This is a genomic window from Winogradskyella sp. SM1960 (genome assembly GCF_020179375.1).
Classification (GTDB): Bacteria; Bacteroidota; Bacteroidia; order Flavobacteriales; family Flavobacteriaceae; genus Winogradskyella; species Winogradskyella marina.
The window spans coordinates 1-18,264 of the sequence record NZ_JAICBG010000006.1 but is presented as its reverse complement, the minus strand read 5'-3'; the positions used below and the strand labels follow the sequence as shown (position 1 = coordinate 18,264).

Annotated in this window: 11 protein-coding genes; 5 read left to right on the top strand and 6 right to left on the bottom strand. The window is 33.1% G+C overall.

All coding sequences use genetic code 11. The annotated features are described in order from the left end of the window. Window positions 1-413: 413 nt before the first annotated feature. The 5 genes from K1X16_RS13845 to K1X16_RS13825 form a co-directional block, all read right to left on the bottom strand. On the bottom strand, window positions 414-1,490 hold the full coding sequence (locus tag K1X16_RS13845) for a hypothetical protein (protein WP_225036827.1): 1,077 nt from the start codon (window positions 1,488-1,490) through the stop codon (window positions 414-416). A gap of 222 nt (window positions 1,491-1,712) precedes the next feature. After that, a complete protein-coding gene (locus tag K1X16_RS13840; protein ID WP_195871387.1) occupies window positions 1,713-2,762 on the bottom strand; it encodes a nucleoid-associated protein in 1,050 nt (349 codons plus the stop codon). A 153-nt stretch (window positions 2,763-2,915) separates the two neighbouring features. Then, a complete protein-coding gene (locus K1X16_RS13835) occupies window positions 2,916-4,487 on the bottom strand; it encodes an OmpA family protein (protein WP_225036826.1) in 1,572 nt (523 codons plus the stop codon). 83 nt (window positions 4,488-4,570) lie between these two features. Continuing rightward, window positions 4,571-6,922, bottom strand: a complete 2,352-nt coding sequence (locus tag K1X16_RS13830) for a ribonuclease HII (RefSeq protein WP_225036825.1) — start codon at window positions 6,920-6,922, stop codon at window positions 4,571-4,573. 31 nt (window positions 6,923-6,953) lie between these two features. Then, on the bottom strand, window positions 6,954-7,556 hold the full coding sequence (locus K1X16_RS13825) for a ribonuclease HII (protein WP_225036824.1): 603 nt from the start codon (window positions 7,554-7,556) through the stop codon (window positions 6,954-6,956). 215 nt (window positions 7,557-7,771) lie between these two features. On the opposite strand from K1X16_RS13825, the gene K1X16_RS13820 reads away from it, so the two are divergent. From K1X16_RS13820 to K1X16_RS13800, 5 genes are all read left to right on the top strand, one after another. Beyond that, complete coding sequence (locus K1X16_RS13820) at window positions 7,772-10,837, top strand: SusC/RagA family TonB-linked outer membrane protein (RefSeq protein ID WP_225036823.1); 3,066 nt, start codon at window positions 7,772-7,774, stop codon at window positions 10,835-10,837. A gap of 11 nt (window positions 10,838-10,848) precedes the next feature. After that, window positions 10,849-12,273 carry a RagB/SusD family nutrient uptake outer membrane protein gene (locus K1X16_RS13815; RefSeq protein WP_225036822.1) on the top strand — a complete coding sequence of 475 codons (1,425 nt, stop codon included), beginning with the start codon at window positions 10,849-10,851 and terminating at the stop codon, window positions 12,271-12,273. Between the two features lie 42 nt (window positions 12,274-12,315). Beyond that, the gene (locus K1X16_RS13810; RefSeq protein ID WP_225036821.1) at window positions 12,316-13,146 is read left to right on the top strand and encodes a Calx-beta domain-containing protein; all 831 of its coding nucleotides are present in this window, start codon (window positions 12,316-12,318) and stop codon (window positions 13,144-13,146) included. Window positions 13,147-13,690: 544 nt separating this feature from the next. Beyond that, entirely contained in the window at window positions 13,691-15,592 is a 1,902-nt protein-coding gene (locus tag K1X16_RS13805) for a S8/S53 family peptidase (RefSeq protein WP_225036820.1), read from the top strand. Window positions 15,593-15,728: 136 nt separating this feature from the next. Continuing rightward, a complete protein-coding gene (locus tag K1X16_RS13800) occupies window positions 15,729-17,693 on the top strand; it encodes a putative porin (RefSeq protein ID WP_225036819.1) in 1,965 nt (654 codons plus the stop codon). A gap of 297 nt (window positions 17,694-17,990) precedes the next feature. Here K1X16_RS13800 and K1X16_RS13795 read toward each other — a convergent pair. Continuing rightward, on the bottom strand, window positions 17,991-18,264 hold a 274-nt coding region (locus K1X16_RS13795), incomplete at its 5' end, for a hypothetical protein (RefSeq protein ID WP_225036818.1).

Here is an 18,264-nt window from a genome sequence, read left to right as displayed (position 1 = left end):
CTTTATTTTGGAGGAATTGCCAGGAGTTTATATAAATAATGATCAAGTTTTATCATTAAAAAATACCTTTTAAAAGTGCATTTTCTTTTCTTCAACGTAGTGATTTTCGAAATATTCTGCTAGAAGCATCTGACGCATCAATATTGAATTTTATTTTATTGTTGCTGTCTTCTTTATAGTTAGTTTTTTTTCTAAGCTTCTTCTAATTTAAAATTTGCATGTATTTTACGTTCAACAATTATTTTAAAAGGGGAGCCAATACTTTTTAAGTTTCTTTATGTGTTTCTGAATGAAACAGGTTATAATTCTTCAAGCTTCACGGAAAGTAGATGGATTATAAAACAGGAAAAACAGCTAAGATTATAATTCTTAACCGCTTTTCTCTGAATATAAAGTTTTGCCGTAAGTTTAGATTACGGTAACTCAATACTCACTATTTCGTATGTAGTACTTTCAAAATTATAGACCGACGCAACTAAATAATTATCTGATACTAAGGTAAATCCTGTTAAAACATATTTGTTGTCCATAGAAACATCGTAAGCGGCCACGGCTTTAAATGTACTTAAATCGTATTTGTGGATAGTGCGGTTGCTCCCAATATATAAATAGTTACTATCTAAGTCAAGACCATAGCGAGGACCACTATGGCCAAATTCTATTTCATTGCCCCAGATTTGGTCAATAAAATTCCATTTTCTGATGCTATTTTGAAATGCACCATAAAGGTCTGTACCGTTAGAACCTAATTGAAATACATTGCTAAATTGCACAGGCATTTCAATACTATTGGTTTCTTCTAAAGTTGAAGAGTTAAACGCATACATATGATCTAAAGGGTTTCCCCAATGATAGATCCAAAATTGATTACTTCCAACATACTCTATATTGCTGCCATAACCTAATGTGCCTGTGCTACCACTCGGAACGGGAATGTGTGACGTTGAAAAGTCATTTGGGTTAATTTTAGTAAGAACATAATCGCCATTTAAATCTTGATGTCCGTGTGTGTAAACATAGCCGTTATAATAGGTTAGATCCGCAATTTCAGGAGGGTTTTGATTTACAAAATCTGAAAGTTGTATTTTAGATACAGGATCAACCGTTGTTACCCATTCTTCTGCAGTTGGTACGCTAGATTCTTTTATAAAGATATATTTTGAGTTATCTGTATCAAAAGTTATTGTTACTTTATTGTCCTCCCATGACACCATTGCTGAACGGTCTTCGACTAAAAGCTCTGTCTCGCTTACAGCTTCATATTCTCGTTTAGTTCTTGTTCTACTTTTGTAGCTGTCTAATTCGCCTAAAAAGTTAATGTGAGTGTCATCAATATAGACTTTAGGGTGGTTGTTGTCAATACCTTCAACTACCACGTAACCTCCAGTTAGTTCTTTGGGTTGATCAATAGGTGTATCTGTTTTGTCATCGTCTTTTGAGCAAGAAAATGCAGTTGTAATTGAGATGAAAAGGATTAAAAATTTTTTCATAATATTTGGGTTTTGTAATTAATAGTAAATTTTGGGTTTATTAGTTTACAGCTTGAATTTTATAAGTTTTCAAGATGTTCACTTTCTTGTTTTTAAATTGTTTTTTCATAAAATTAATTTTAAATTAATATTATTTTCTTCCTTATTGTTTTCGATGAATTAGTTGATCTTTTGTTCTTTATATAGAAGAGCATTTTACGCTTTACCTTAGCTAATTATTTTTTAAGATTCATCATTAAAAAACACTTTGTAAAAGTGCATTTTCTTTTCTTCGTCGTAGCCACGTTCTAAATATTCTGCAGAAGCATCTGGAGCATCAACATCGAGTTTTATTTGAATGTTAGTGTCTAATTTTATTTCGGTTTTAATCTTCTGTTTTTGCTTTTTTAAAGCTACTTCCGAGACGTCAAACTGATTTCTAATGAGAACTTTGTTGTCCGTTTCGTAGGTTTTTTTATAATCTTCAAACAGTTGTATTTGGTCTTCTTCCTCAAAAACCTCTTCTTTAAACGTATCGATATTTACAATTTCATTTTCTTTAAAAAAGTCAACGGTTTTAGCTAAGAAATTACTCTGTTCTTGGCCACCAAAATTGGGTTGTAATACTTCTTTAGAAAACTCTCTACAAAGTTCAATGCAATTTTTGGTGTGTTGGTTGCTATCATCGGGATATTTGATATTTAAGAAGCTTTTTATCCAATACTGCGTATCGTAAGTGTTGTTATCGACACTGAGGACAATTTTACCTTCCATGTCAGACGTATTTAAGATTAAACAACCCTTATCCACCTTCTTGGCTTGGATGCCTTTTTGGACTAATATATCGTAGTTATTATCTTCTAAATAAGTCTGAAAAAATTCGGTTTTGTTTTCAATTTTAAAAATGCCAACAGCATCGGTAAAATAGTCTTCGTATTGCACGTTTTCAAAATGGCAAATAAGTACATCTCCTGTTTTAATTTGAGCTGAATTACTTTGTTCAAATAGGTGGGCAACAATGTGTTTTGAAATGTCTACAAAATCAGCATCTTCTTTAAAAAGTTGATCACTGTAGGTGTTAATTTCGTTGAGGTTAACATCACTGTGGTGATGAAAACGGTAACTTTCTGCTACGCTAACAAATGGTTTTAAAAGATAGGGCAGCATTAAATTATAGGTCGCTTCGTCAAATTCTACTATAGCATCTGAAAAGGCATTTTTTGTGCCGTTAAATTTATTACCTACTTTGTGAATTATACAGCTCTTAATTGATGCTTTTTGTCGTTTTATCATTATGAAATTTTTGTTGTTTGTTTGTCAAAATTTTGGGCTTTTAAGTTTATAAAACTTAGTGCCAGTTTTACGACTACAATACTACAAAAAGGAAAGATATATAAATTAGAAATCACCAATCTAAATTTGATGTTTTCAGACTTAAAACCTCCTCTATATTTTAACAAATTCTACACGTCTGTTTTTTGATTTACCTTCAGCGGTGTTATTATCGCCTACAGGTTGCGTTTCTCCTTTTCCGTCCGTTGTTAAACGCGATTCGGATATTTTGTAAATGGATACTAAAGCTTCTTTTACAGCAGCAGCTCTGGCCTTAGATAATTCTAAATTTGTAACATCACTACCATCTGCATCTGTATGCCCAATGATATTTATTTTGATGCTTTCATCTTGCATTAAAACTTGTGAAATTTGACGTACGATTCCAAGCGATTGTGGTTGAATGTTAGCCGAGCCAGAATCGAATAAAATACCGTTAGTAGAGATTTTTCCTTTTGAGATTAACTGACGTCTTAAATCTTCACCTCCTTTTAATATTTTTAGGTTTTTAATCATTAAGTGTTCGTCTTCATTTAGGCTATTTAAATTAAATTTTAAATAATTAAGCACGTCTAATTTTTCAATAAACCTTGGAATGTCCACATGTTTAACTTCGTTAATCCAAAGACGGTAACGATGTTTGGTTACAGAAATAGCGATATGAGGTTGGTTGTTTAATTCCTGACTAATATTTACAGGTGTCCTTGTGTCTATTTTGCCTTTTTTGCCCTCGAAATAGGAATGAACTCTCATGCTATATTCACGGTTTTGGACAAGTGGCAATGAGACTGATACGTAAGATTTACCATTTTTAAATAAATCGGTGTCACTAAGAATAATAGTGAATTTTGCTGAGGACGCCGTTTTAGATGAAAGGCCTGCAGTTAAAAGATCAAATTCAATAGTATAATCTTCAGGGAGGTTATTTATATTAGGCATCACAAAAAGGCCTTGGCCAGATTTAAGCTCGTACCAATGTCCTTCTACGTTATTGAGTTTAACAACGGCACCAGAGCCATTAGTGTTCCACTTACTAGGTAAATCTCCTATAAAATCTTGAGAGAAATCGTCGAAGAAAAGCAGTTCGTCTCCAGGGACAAAATCAAATTTACTATAGATTTCTAAACCATTAGAAATATTTGAAGCGGCGTCTTCTGTTTTACTCCCTTCGTCATCCGAATTGCTACTATTACTAGAGTTACTATTGGTGTCCTTATCAGAATTACTGCTGAGCTCTGAATCTTCTTTGTCTTCTTTATTTTTGTTTTCCCGATGACCTACCAGTAATTCTTTGGAAGTTTCAATACTGTATCTTAAAGCGTTTTTGGCTTTATTAATTTGCAAGGTTGCCTTGGCTTGTTTAAAAACGCTTGCGCCATCTATATCTTTTAAAATCGCTGGCGCGCTATCACTTATGGTTGTGCCATCTTCTATTGCTTCTTCTAAGACATCAATATCTTCATCATCTAATGAAGTGCCTGATGCCGCATAGCCATCATACTTGTAGACTTTATCGTATATATTAAAAGATTTTTGTACAAAATTATCGACACTCGAAATGCGAACTTTACTCTTAGGGCGTTTTAGTTTTTTGGTTTGTGCCTCTAAGTTAGAGGTTGTAAGTGTAACGAGCAGAATAGCGATTGCTAACTGTTTTAAATATTTTAAAATGGGTAACTTCTTCATTGTTATTGTTTAATAGAAAATGCTGTGAAATTTAAGAGTAGCATTAAGAATTAACAAGAACAAATGTGTCGTTGGTGGAATATTTAGTATAGTTTGTAAACCACGATAGTTTTATCGTCACTTTGGGTAATGAGTTCGAGGCTGTTTTCGTTGTCTAATTTTTCTAGTTCAGCCGAGGCTGTACCAAAAACAGGGAAGTTAGGAATGGGTTTGGCTTGACTGTCAAAAAGGTAAACTTTTTTAGATTGCAAATCAGTCGTAGAGACGTATATTTTATCATTTAAATAAAATATTCTTGGTGCTGTGTATTCACCATAATCTAAATCTAAAGTCCTAGATTTTATTCCTAATCGGTTTTCTCTTAAAGAAACTAAGGTTTTGCTTGTGGTTTCAATGTTGTGATTGTCTGTAAGATTCAGGTTTTTAGTACTTAGTTTTCCCTTGGTATCTACTTGAACTAGTTGACCTAGTGTATTAGTGGTTGTAAATTTATTTTGGTATAAGTAAATGTCGTTTTCAGAAAAACGAATCTTGTCTTTTACATCGATTCTAATAGCACCTTGGCGGTTTAAAATTTTAAGCGTTTCTCCAGCTCCAAAAGAGATATAATCTTTATTGCCAATTCTAAAATGTTTAGGTTGAGATATAATTTCAGAATTATTTGATTTATAATCAAAACCACTTACAGACTGTCCTTTAGCGTTGTACATTAAGAGATGTTTACCTTGTGTAACCAATAGTCTATAATCTTTTCGTTTATCGTAATCAAAAACCGAAAGTGGTTGCGTAATATCATCGTTAAATTTTAAAGGGAACGGAGATACATTATTGCCATTTCTATCTAAAACATATAAACGATTGGGTGTTGCAAAGGCTAATTGTAATCGGCCATTTTTATACATGTCTATCTGTTCTACTTGACCTAATATTTTTCCTTGTAGCTGTTTTTTCCAGAGGATGTTTCCTGTGCTTGAAATAAGATAGAGTGTATTGTTAACATCTTGAACAATAATATCATGCGCATTAGAAACATGGTTTTTAACTGCTTGAGGAGCGGTTAAAATAGAAGCGTCAATTTTTGTTGTAAAAGCTTCGGACACAGAATTGGAAGCAGCTCTTTTTTTGAATTTTTGAATAATCCCATTAACGTGTGTGTAGTTGTCTTCACGTATAAACTGAACAGCATTAGCGTTGTAGCCTGTCATTGTTTCACCTAAAACCGTTGATAATGCTTCAGAATTCTTAAAAATAAATAAAGACGCTTCATCACTCAAATTCTCACTTATATTTTGAAATGCATCAGAATTAGCAAGCGTATTGTTATTTAAAGCATCCGTTAGCATGGATTTTAATGTTTCTAAAGTGCTAGAAAACACAATAAAATTCTCAAAAACGGAAAAATACTTAGCATTTTTAAAACTAATAAATGGCTGAAGGGTAGATTCAAAAAAGTCTGGATTCCCAAATTCATAGATATCAATATCTCTAAACGATTCTGACATAGACTTATTCTCTATAGACTCAACAATTAAGTTTGGGTCTAATGAGTGAAGCACTAACATTGAGTCAACTATGGCAATTTCATCTGTAAAGTTTAGAAAAGTTTCTGGGACTCCTGAAATACTATCTTTTATATGGTTATTTTTATTAAAAAGAGAAAAGCTATCATAGCTAATGCTCAATAAAGATGCTGTGTTATAAGGTGCAATAGAAGGTGAATTTGTTTTTTGCGGAATGGTGTTTTTAAAGCGGTCTAAATCGTTAGCGCTAGAATCTTTGGACGTTAAAATACCATTGTAATTCAATCCATTTTCCGTATAATCGAAATCTAGAACGGTATAGTACGAGTTGTCTGTATTCATAGCATCGGAAAACAACAATTTAGAGTAGGTATTGGCTTCAGATTTAAACAAAATAGAAGCAACCGATTTTTTATCAGTAGTTTCAATTAAGTTGCTAAGATCGGTGTTTTCATTGCTGGGATTTAGAGTCTTTAAAAGTTCAAGATCATTGGAGCCAGCAAAAGTATTGCCAATAATTTTATGATAGATGGTATTGTTGTCTATTTGGGTTTCTTCAATTTGTAAATCACCTAACGTTTTCGACATTATATTCTTAACGGAATCAAGTACAAATAAGGTGCTGTCGTTTTCTGTGAGAATGAGGTAATTAGAATCTTTAAATGATGTGTAAACCTGTTTTGTTGTATTGAGTTGGTTGAGAAAAAATGCGGCATTTTTTAACTCCTTATTATATAGTGATGAGATAACATCGTTATTTTCAACACTATTAATAAAGTCGTTTAGTTCATTTATCTGAATAATAGTAGACGATTCTGCCGGAATAAATTTATACGGTTGTTTGGTTTTATTGTAGTCTTTTTGGCAGGCCAATACTAAGGTAAATACTATGAATAAAAAACCAAGTCGCTTCATTAAGTTGAATTTAGTTTACAAATATAAAAAGTTATATATCCAATTGGTATTGCTCGGGCAATAATCTAAATGATTTTCTGTGATATTTGGTAATACCGTATTTTTTTATAGCAGCTCTGTGTTCTTTTGTTGGGTAGCCTTTATTTTGTTTCCAATTGTACATTGGGAATTCTTCGTGTATTTTTTCCATATAACTATCTCTATAGGTTTTTGCCAATACTGAAGCTGCTGCAATACTGAGATATTTACTGTCTCCTTTAATTATTGTGGTATGTGGAATATTTTTAAAAGGTTTAAATTTATTGCCGTCTACAATAATATACTCAGGAGTTGATTTTAATTCCGAAATAGCGCCATGCATCGCTTTTATGGAGGCGTTTAAAATATTTATAGTATCGATTTCAGATTCATATATATGTTGAACAGCAAAAGAAACACTTGTGTCTTCTATAATGGGTTTTAATTTTGTTCTCTTTTTTTCGGAAAGTTGTTTGGAATCATTTAATAGTGTGTTTTTAAAAGAAGTTGGTAGAATAACTGCAGCAGCTGTTACAGGGCCAGCTAAACAACCTCGACCTGCTTCATCTGTACCACATTCTAACGTAAAGGTTGAATATTGATTTTTTAGAGACAAAACGTTAATTTTTGAACAAAGTTAAAATTTTAACGCAACTCATTTACACTTTTAGCATCTAAGTAGTGAGTTTCAGGCTTAAAACAAAGGAAAAAATGTTTTACCTGCATTGTTATCAATATAGTAACGTTCTTAACATTTTTTTAGCAAAAACACTTGGTTATTTAATATAAAATTAAGATGTTTGCAACTAGACTAACTCAAATAATTGTTTTATGAAATTAAAATTAACATGGTTATTAACGCTTTTTATGGCGTTCGTGATGCAGTTTTCTTTTGCACAAGAGAAAACTGTCACAGGTACAGTTACAACAGCAATGGATGGTTTACCCCTTCCTGGAGCGAGTGTAATTGTAAAGGGGACCTCTAAGGGTCAACAAACAGATTTTGATGGTAAGTTTACCATTCAAGTCAATCAAGGTGCTATTCTTGTAGTTTCTTATGTAGGTATGAAGCCTGCTGAAGTTACGGTTGGTGCCGGTAATACTTACGATGTAGCATTAGAAGATGCTAGTGCACTTGATGAAGTGGTAATTGTAGGTTTCGGTATTCAGGAATCTGAGACGCAGAAAGCTGGGTCTTATACAACAGTTTCTTCTACTGATATTTCTAGTACACCTGTAGTTTCAGTTGATCAAGCGCTTCAAGGGCGTGTTGCTGGTCTTCAGGTTGGTTCTATTAGTGGGCAGCCTGGTGCTTTTACTCCGGTCTTTCTTAGGGGGGTTTCCTCGTTAACGGCAGATTCAAATCCACTATATGTGATTAATGGGGTTCCTGTTTTATCAGGTGATAACGCGGCTCAAGCGGCTACTGCCAATCCTTTGGCTAGTCTTAATTCTTCAGATATAGAGAGTGTTACTGTGTTGAAAGATGCAATGTCAACTTCTATTTATGGAGCAAGAGGAGCTAATGGAGTTATTTTAATTACTACTAAATCAGGTAAATCTGATCAGTCTAGGTTTACATTATCTACTGAATATGGATTTGGAGATGTTGCTTATGACGAATTTGATTGGTTAAGTGCTGAAGAGCATGTTAATTTGATTGCTTTAGGTCGTATGAATTCTGGTTTAAATGCAAATCAAGCGGATGCAGTAGCTTTTGGAACATCGTTTTTAGGTTGGGATGGTGTTACAAACACTGATTGGAGAGCTGCAACAAGAAATAAGAGGAGTGTTACTAATTCTGTGAATTTGAACTACACTGGTGGTTCTGAAAATTTTCAAGTCTTTTCTTCTTTAGGTTATTTCGAGCAAGAAGGTGTGTCTAGAGAAGCTAAATATCACCGTATTACGGGTAATTTAAATGCTAATTGGAACGCTTCTGATAGATTAAAAGTTGGATTTAGTATTAACTTGTCTTCTGCAGAACAAACTGGTGATGCTGATGCATCGAGTTTTAGAAATCCTGTTTTTACAGGAAGTATATTATCTCCAGCTAATAGTATTTACAATCCAGATGGTACATATAATTTAGATTTAGCTTATCTTAACCCTAGTTTCAACCCAGTAGCGATTCAGAATACTGATGTTGCAACATCAAATTTTTATAAAGTTTTAGCTAATCTTAATTTAGATTATGAAATAATCAAAAACACATTGTCATTTCAATCTTTAGCTGGTGTTGATATGAACATTTCAGATGAGTTAACGTATTGGAACCCTGATTTTGGGGATGGTATTAATGAAGGTGATGTTAATGGTAATGGTAATGGTTTTAAGGATAATCGTTTTCGTCAAATTTGGACTTGGCAAAATAGCTTAAGTTTTAATAAGATGTTTGGTGATGTTCACAATATTACAGGTGTTCTAGGAATAGACGCTGTAGCAGATCGTACAAATACAACTTCAGCTTCTGCTCAAGGTTATACTTCAGGTAGGTATGACTTATATGAGTTGCAAAATGCTGCGAACCCAATAGGAGCTTCTTCTTCACATACTGACGCTACGTTTTTTGGGGCTTTTGTAAGAGGGTCATATACATATGATAGACGTTATTCTATAACAGGTTCATTTAGAAGAGATGGTTCATCTAGATTTGGATTCGAAAACAGATATGGTAATTTTTGGGCAGCTGGTGGAACATGGAATATAGCTCAAGAAAGCTTCCTTGATTCTGCAACTTTTATTAATACTCTTAAATTAAGGTTGTCTTACGGTGTAACAGGAAATGCATCAGTAGGTAATCATTCAGCTAAAGCATTAGTTGGTTTTGGAACTTACCTGAATCAAAATGCAGCTGTTATTGTAAATCCTGGTAACTCTGCATTAACATGGGAGTCTAAGAAAAACACCAATTTCGGTTTAGATTTTAGCTTGTTTGAAAGTAGGGTTTCTGGTTCTATTGATGTGTATAAAAATGAATCGGAGGATTTATTATTTAACGCACCAATAACACCATCTTCTGGTTTTACAAGTCTGACTCAGAACATTGGTACAACTGAAAACAGAGGTGTAGAAGTTCAATTAGGTGTAGTGCCAGTTCTTTCTGATGATTTTAGATGGAGTCTAAATGGTACTTTCTCTTATAACGAGAACGAAGTAACAAAGATTACTGATGAGGCTGATGAAATAGCTGCAAATGGTACAAAAAATTATGCTGTAGGTCATGATCCTTCTGAGTTCTATACAAGGTTATGGGCAGGTGTTAACCCAGCGGATGGTACACCATTATGGTACACTGATGAGTCTAGAACTGATGTGACTGGTGTTGTTGGTAATGCTGAACTTTCTTTTACTGGAAAACAAGCGCTACCTAAGCATTTAGCTAGTATCTCAAATGAGTTTCAGTATAAAGGCTTTAATTTTAAATTTTTATTAAACTATGCTGGTGGTCATTCTGTGATAGACCGTTGGGCCTTTGTTTATGACAATGATGGGGCTTTTGCTAACTTAAATCATTTAGCTTCGAATCTTTATGACTCTTGGACACCTGATAACAGAGACGCATCTAGACCACAGTACTTATTTAATTCTGATAATAATTCTTCTTCTGCTAATAGTACTAGATATATTTATGATGCAGACCATATTAGATTACGTTCTGTTGAATTAGGTTATAAGCTTGATGCTGAATTACTTAAAGGTGTAAATTGGGTTAGTGATGTTTATGTGTACGTAAGAGGCTTAAACGTTTATACATGGGTATTTGATGATGATTTATATTTTGATCCTGAAGTTGGATCTAATGAATTCAATACGTCATTAGAAGGTGCTGGTGTTTATGATCAGTCAGCTCCAAACTTGAAACAGTTTTTATTTGGAGTTAATGTTAATTTTTAAAAAAAAAAGATATGAAAATAAATAATAAATTAGTTGTCTTTGCATTTAGCGCATTAGCTTGCTTGCAAATGCAGAGCTGTGATGAGGAGTTTCTTACAACTACACCATCCGGTAGTATTCAAATTCAGGATGCAATTGTTGATGAAGCCAGTTTAGAAATCGCAACATTAGGTATATATAGTGGTATGCAGAGTGCTACTACATTTGGAGCAGACTTCTTTACACACCAAGCCTTATTGTCAGATAATGGTTACGTTAGTGTAAATAACAGTAATAGATTTACTGATGTAAACGACTATACTCACGCCATAGTAGATGGTGGTACAGTTGCTGGTATATGGAATTTCTTATACGGTACATTACTAGATGTGAATAATGTAATTTCTTTTGAAGGTACTGTTACAGATGAAGATGCTGTGAGCGGAACTCCTGATAATCGTTTTGGTGAGGCTCACATAGCACGAGCTACAATTTTATTTCAATTGGTAAATTGGTATGCACGTCCTGCAGGAAGTGGAATAGATCCTCAATTGGGTGTTGTTTTGCCTACATCTGTTAATATAGGTGGTTCGTTACCAAGAGCTACGGTGTCAGATGTGTATGATCAAATCATTTTAGATTTGGAAACAGCAATTTCATTAATGAGTGAAGAGCCTGGTGTAACTAGATTAGGGCCAACTGCTGCAAAATTACTTTTGTCTAGAGTTTATCTTTATTTAGAAGACTATCCTAATGCTAGACTTTATGCAGAACAAGTATTAAATAATGGTGAAGGATTTAGTTTAATGGGGCAATCAGATGTTGTTCCTTATTACGCGTCTGAGTCTTCTCCAGAAACTATCTTTCAAATCGAATTTAATAGTACTGATAATCCTGGAAGTAATGATGCTTTTTATGCAACATGGAGTTTAGCAGGTACTTATAAGCAGAATTTTGCTACTAGAGAGTTTTATGACCTAATGGCATCAACTGATGTTAGAAAAGGATTGTATTTAGACAATATTCCGGCATCATACTCGGATGCTGTTGTTGGAGTTGACGTTAGAAAATTTATAACTCCAGATAGAGATATGCCTCATTTTAGAATGAGTGAAGCAAAACTTAACCAAATTGAAGCGTTATATTATATTAATGAAACATTAGCTAGAACTGAATTAAATACATGGGTTTCTACAAATAGAGATTCTGCATATAATACAAATGCTTCTGGATCTGGATTGTTGAGTGAGATTCTAAAACAAAGAAGAATAGAATTAGCGTTTGAAGGTCATAGATATTTTGATTTAAATCGTAACGAACTAGATGTACAAAAAGATGCTAACTGTTTAAACAATTGTAGCTTACCTTTTACCGATTTTAGAAGAGTATTCCCTATTCCTCGAAGTGAGATGAATACTAATACATCAGGTGGTTTTGAGAACAACGCTCAATATTAACCGTACTAAAATTATATTATTAATTAATAAATATCATATATAATGAATTACAATAAATTAATTAAGGGTTTATTTTTCGTTGCTCTTTTGGCTACTGTGGCCTCATGTTCAGATGATGAGAGTAATGTATTTGAGGATCCTCATTTTGCATCGTTTTTAGGACTCAATACGTCTATTGTAGCCCCTGAAAATGGCGGAACTATTTCTGTGGAATTGGGAATAACTGAGCCGCAAAATCAAGACGTGACTATTACATTTGCAATTACTGATATAACAGCTGTACAAGGAGTAGATTATACTGTTTCTAGTACTTCTGTTGTGGTACCTGCAGGTGAGTATAATTCTAATTTTACGATAACACCAGTGGATAACGACGTGTTTAACGAAGCTAAAACTTTTACTGTTGAAATTACAGATGTATCATCTGCTGGTCTACAAGTAGGTAATTTTGATGAACAATCATATTTCCGTACAGTGGTTATTTCAAATGATGACTGTCCTACCGAATCTAATTTATGGTGGGGTAATCTCGTTGTACAAAATGTTGGTGGTGCTACATTCGGTGGTACTGGATCTGCTAATGATTCTGGAGACTGTGATGTGCTTATTATCACTTCAGATTTACCTGACGCTGGGATTGGACCTGTTCCTTTTGAGGCTACTTTTACGCCTAATTCACCAGGTGCAACTTCTGGGACAGTAGAAATACCTAGTCAGATTTATTGTACTAATTGTAGCGAAGGGTTTGATGCTCTTTACTCTGCAACGGGTACATATGATGAGGCTAGTGAGACTATAATCTTATTTTATAGTTTAGATAGATCTGATGGAGCATCTTTCGGTACTGGAACTAATATTATAACCCCAGAATAATAGCAAACGTTATCTATACTTAAAAAAAGACCATACCTTAATAGGTATGGTTTTTTTTATATATTTATTAGCGAGTATTATTATCTTATTTAAAATTCACCTAATTTATCTCAGATTTATAGAGATAACATTATTGTTTTAAGGTTAGAATTATTTAGTTCTATTTTTTTATAATTTTGTTTTCGTTGAATAGATGTATGGATCAGTGAAACAAATCTTTAGCACTTATTTTGAATACCGTTATATTAACCGGACTAACGTAATTTGGTTATATGGACTATAGCAATTAGTAAGATTTATAGTATGTACTACAAGTTAATATCTCTTATATTTGGGTAAATTGCTTTTAGATAGTCTTTTAAATTATTAGTGTCTGTGTTTTTTTATTCTGAAAAAAAAAAGAAAAATTATTACCATAAATTACTTATTTTTGTAATTATAAAAACAAGTACTTCTTATAAAATATTAAATTAATCTCAACCTCCAATGATTTTTTGAGCATTTGGCGCAATTGTTGTTAGTGGCATTATTAAAAAAAAGAGAAATGAAAAATTTTTACATTTATGTGTTCCTGCTCATGAATTCTTATCTTCTATTGGCACAGACGCCAGAGGAAAGAGCAGTAATAACGTCTAGTTATGATTTAAATAAATCAAAAGAGGTGATGCAATACCTTAAGGCGGAAAATGCAGAAAGGGAAATTAGAATACAAAATTACCTTAATACCTTGACAAAAGATGAACTAGCTAAAATAAATTTAGAGGGTCTTCGTGATATTACTGAAAATGGACAGCCCTTGTTTTATGTTTCTCATAATCTTGGATCTGCTAGAACAATTAGGTCAGACAGGTTAAATACGGGAGGATCGTTAGGTTTGGATCTTAATGGTCAAAATATGATAGCTGGTGTTTGGGAAGCGGAAAATGGATACCCATTGAGTACACATTTAGATTTAGCAGGAAGAATAACAGTCATTGATGGAGGATCTAATGTTAATTTTCATGCAACTCACGTTACAGGAACAATTATTAGTTCAGGAGGTAGTATTCCTATAAATCTGGGTAGAGGAATAGCCTTTGAAGCAACTGTACTAGCGGCTAATTCTGCTAATGACACACAAGAAATGTTAACGCAAGCAACAATGGGATTGTTGGTTTCTAACCATTCTTATGGATTTGGAGCGGAAAATATACCTGTTGAGCGTTTTGGAGCATACGGTTCAGATGCTTTCAATGTAGATTTAATTACTAATACTAATCCTTATTATGTACCAGTAGTATCTGCAGGTAACGATAGAGATGGCTTTAGTCAGTATAATCCATCAAAAGGAGGTTATGATTTATTAACTGGTCAGTCAGTGGCTAAAAATGCAATTACATCAGCGGCTGTTGGGCAGGTGCTTAATTATACGGGCCCATCAAGCGTAGTAATGTCTTCGTTTAGTAATTGGGGACCAACTGACGATGGAAGAATAAAACCAGATATCTCATCAAAGGGTGTTGGCGTTATGTCTACTTCAAATGAATCAGATACTGGCTATGGAAATTCAAGTGGGACTTCAATGTCAGCTCCAGCGACAACGGGATTATTATTGTTATTACAACAACATTATAATAACGTTAATTCTCAATATATGTTAGCCGCTACTGCTAAAGGTTTATTATTACATACTGCTGATGAAGCAGGGTTTTACCCTGGACCTGATTACAGTTTCGGATGGGGTTTAGCTAATGGTGAAAAAGCAGTGTCAACAATAACTAATAATTTAGATTCCTCGTATATTGAAGAAACTTCAATAAGTAATGCGGAAGTAAAGACTTTAGATGTTAGAGCATTAGGTTCTGAGCCTCTAATGGTGTCAATTTCCTGGACAGATCCTCAAGGTGAAGTTGCGAGTGGTAATATAGATGACTCTACCCCTAATTTAGTTAATGATCTTGATGTGAAGTTAACTAAAAATGGTACAGATTACTTCCCTTGGAAATTAAATGCAGCTAATCCTTCTAGTGCTGCTACTCGAAATACTACAAATGATGTAGATAATTTTGAGAAAATCGAAATTGATAGTCCCAATGCTAATGACGTTTATTCTATGTCTATTTCTCATAAGGGCACATTATCTGGAGATTCTCAAAATTATAGTTTGATTATAACAGGCGGTGTATTGTCTGGTTTAAGTGTAGAAGATTATGTTGCAGGGAAAGTAGAAATATATCCAAATCCAAACAACGGAAGCTTTAATATACGATTTAACAATAATAGCAACGATGATGTATTAGTGGATATATATGATTTAAGCGGTAGAGTGGTATATAAAAGAAGTTTTGTTAATGAGTCTGGTGAATTTAATAGAACAGTTAATTTGCAAAATGTGGCTTCAGGAGTGTATGTAGCTACTATTTCTAAAGGTGGTAATATATCATCTCACAAAATTATTATTGAATAAAGAATTCTAAATAATTATATAATACAAAAGACCAACAATAAACACTGTTGGTCTTTTTTATGTTAAGTAAATTGTAATTTTATATTCTTATGCAATAATTAATGGTTTACTTTGTTTCAAAATTATATATTTCTAAATGCAGAACAAATATTTTTACATACTTGTATTTTGTTTTTTTACAGTAAGCCTAGTTGCTCAGACTAAACTTTCTGAAGTAAATAAAGTAAATCTAAATAATAGATCAGATACGACTTCTTTAACTAATAGGTCAAAAGGATTTAAGGAATTAGCTACAATAGATATGTATCTGCAGTTTAGTAATGCATTAGACACTATCTCTGTTGATACAACATTAACCATAAAAAAGGACTATAAGCTAAACTATCTTCAGAAGGACAATTTTAATTTAATGCCTTTTGCCAATATTGGGCAAACCTATAATACACTCAGTTTTAATTCTTGGGATGAAAATACATCGCCTTTGTTTGGTGCGAGAGCACGTCATTTTAATTATTTAGAGCATAAGGATATTATGTCTTATGAAGTTCCTACTCCATGGACGCGATTAACCTATAAGACAGCATTTGAGCAAGGGCAGCTTTTAGATGCTTTCTTTACAGTAAACCTGTCAAAACAATTTAACTTTTCAATTGCCTATAAAGGATTAAGATCTTTAGGGAATTACCAAAACGCATTAACGAGTTCTGGGAATTTTCGGTTTGTTACAAATTATAAAACAAAGAACGAAAAATACCAAGCCAAAGGCTATGTTGTAATGCAAGACTTGCTTAATCAAGAAAACGGTGGATTAAAGGAAGAGGATTTAGATAATTTCACATCGGGTAATGAAGAGTTTTTAGACCGCTCTGTATTTGATCCTGTATTTGAGAACGCAGAAAACATATTAAAAGGGAAACGTTTTTTTCTGGAACATTCCTATGGAATACTTCATGACACAGATTCTTTGTCTAATAATACTATTAGGTTGGTTAATAAAATCTCTTTGGAGGATAAGTATTATCAGTATAAACAAACAGCATCTGCAACGGACGTTTTTGGCGATGCCTTTACAAATAGTATTAGAGATAAAGTAAAGTTAGAGAACTTCAAAACATCTCTTGGGTTAAATTATATTAATAATGTAATTGGAGATATTTCGTTTGCAGTAAATTATACAGATGTTAATTATGGTTATAACAGTATTGTCTTATTTCCGGAAACGACTATTACAAATAGAATAAAGTCCAACTTCTTTGGGGTAGAAGGAGCGTATTCTAAAACTTATAAAGGTTTTAATATTACAGGTAAGGGAGGGCTAAACCTGTCCGATACATTTGTTGGTAGTTATTTAGATGCAACATTAAACTGGCAGTTTAATGAGGATATTGCATTTTCTGGTGGAATTGCATTAAATTCTAGACTTGCAAATTATAACCACTTATTATATCAAAGCGATTACATAAATTACAACTGGTATAACTTAGATCGTTTTCAAAATGTAAATACACAACAATTAAAACTGAATATGAAATCTCAAAAATGGTTCAATGCCGTTCTTGATTTATCTAATATCGATAATTACACCTATTTTAATTTAGAAGAAACTATAGATGGAGTTAAGAAGATTGAGCCTAAGCAATACAATAAACCACTTCAATATTTAAGAATAAAACTGCAGAAGGAATTCAAGGTTGGCAATTTTGCACTAGATAACACATTAATGTATCAAAATGTTGTGAGTGATGAAGAGGTTCTTAATGTACCTGCATTCATATCACGAAACACACTTTATTATTCCAATCAGTTGTTTAAAAAATCAATGACGCTACAGACAGGTGTAACTTTTAATTACTTCTCCGAGTATAATATGAATGGTTATGATCCGTTACTCGCTGAATTCTATACGCAGAACGAAACCAAACTAGGTGGTTTTCCTAGATTGGATTTCTTTATTAATGCTAAGGTTAGACAAACACGTATCTTTTTTAAAGCAGAACACTTCAATTCTTCGTTTACAGGATACGATTATTTTTCAGCTCCTAATAATCCATACAGGGACTTTACGATTAGGTTCGGTTTAGTATGGGATTTCTTTTTATAGAAGGATTAAACTAAATCATCTTTAACTGTATAAAGCGAATGTTAACTAGTGTGTTATTTTAATTGAAGATTAATTGCATATTAAGTGGCTTCTGTAGTATCATATAGTTTCAAATAATATTACAGGTATAGATAAGTGGAGTGCTTATAAAGTAAGCACGTTGATATGTTAGTGGTTTACCTGGCCACTAGGAAGAGCTAAATAGGTTACGTATTCCGTATTGTATATTACCAACTGATCAAATTTAAAAAAACTTTGCTGTGTAAAAGGATGGTTTAAAGCCTCTTAAAAAAAAGATTAAAATAAAAAGCAAAAAGGTGTTGTGGGAATGAAAAAGGGTTCTATATTTGCACCCCGAAACAAAGACATCATGTCGCGTTTCAGACGTTCATTTCCAGACAAAATTAACTTTGAAAAAATAAAAAATATTTTTTCAAAATAAAGTTGTGAGAATGAAAAAAGGGTTTTATATTTGCACCCGCTTAGCGAAATAATGTTAAGCAAAAGTAAAGAAATAAGTTCATTAACATATTGAATTGACAGCGTAAAAATCAACTGGAAACGGTTGGTT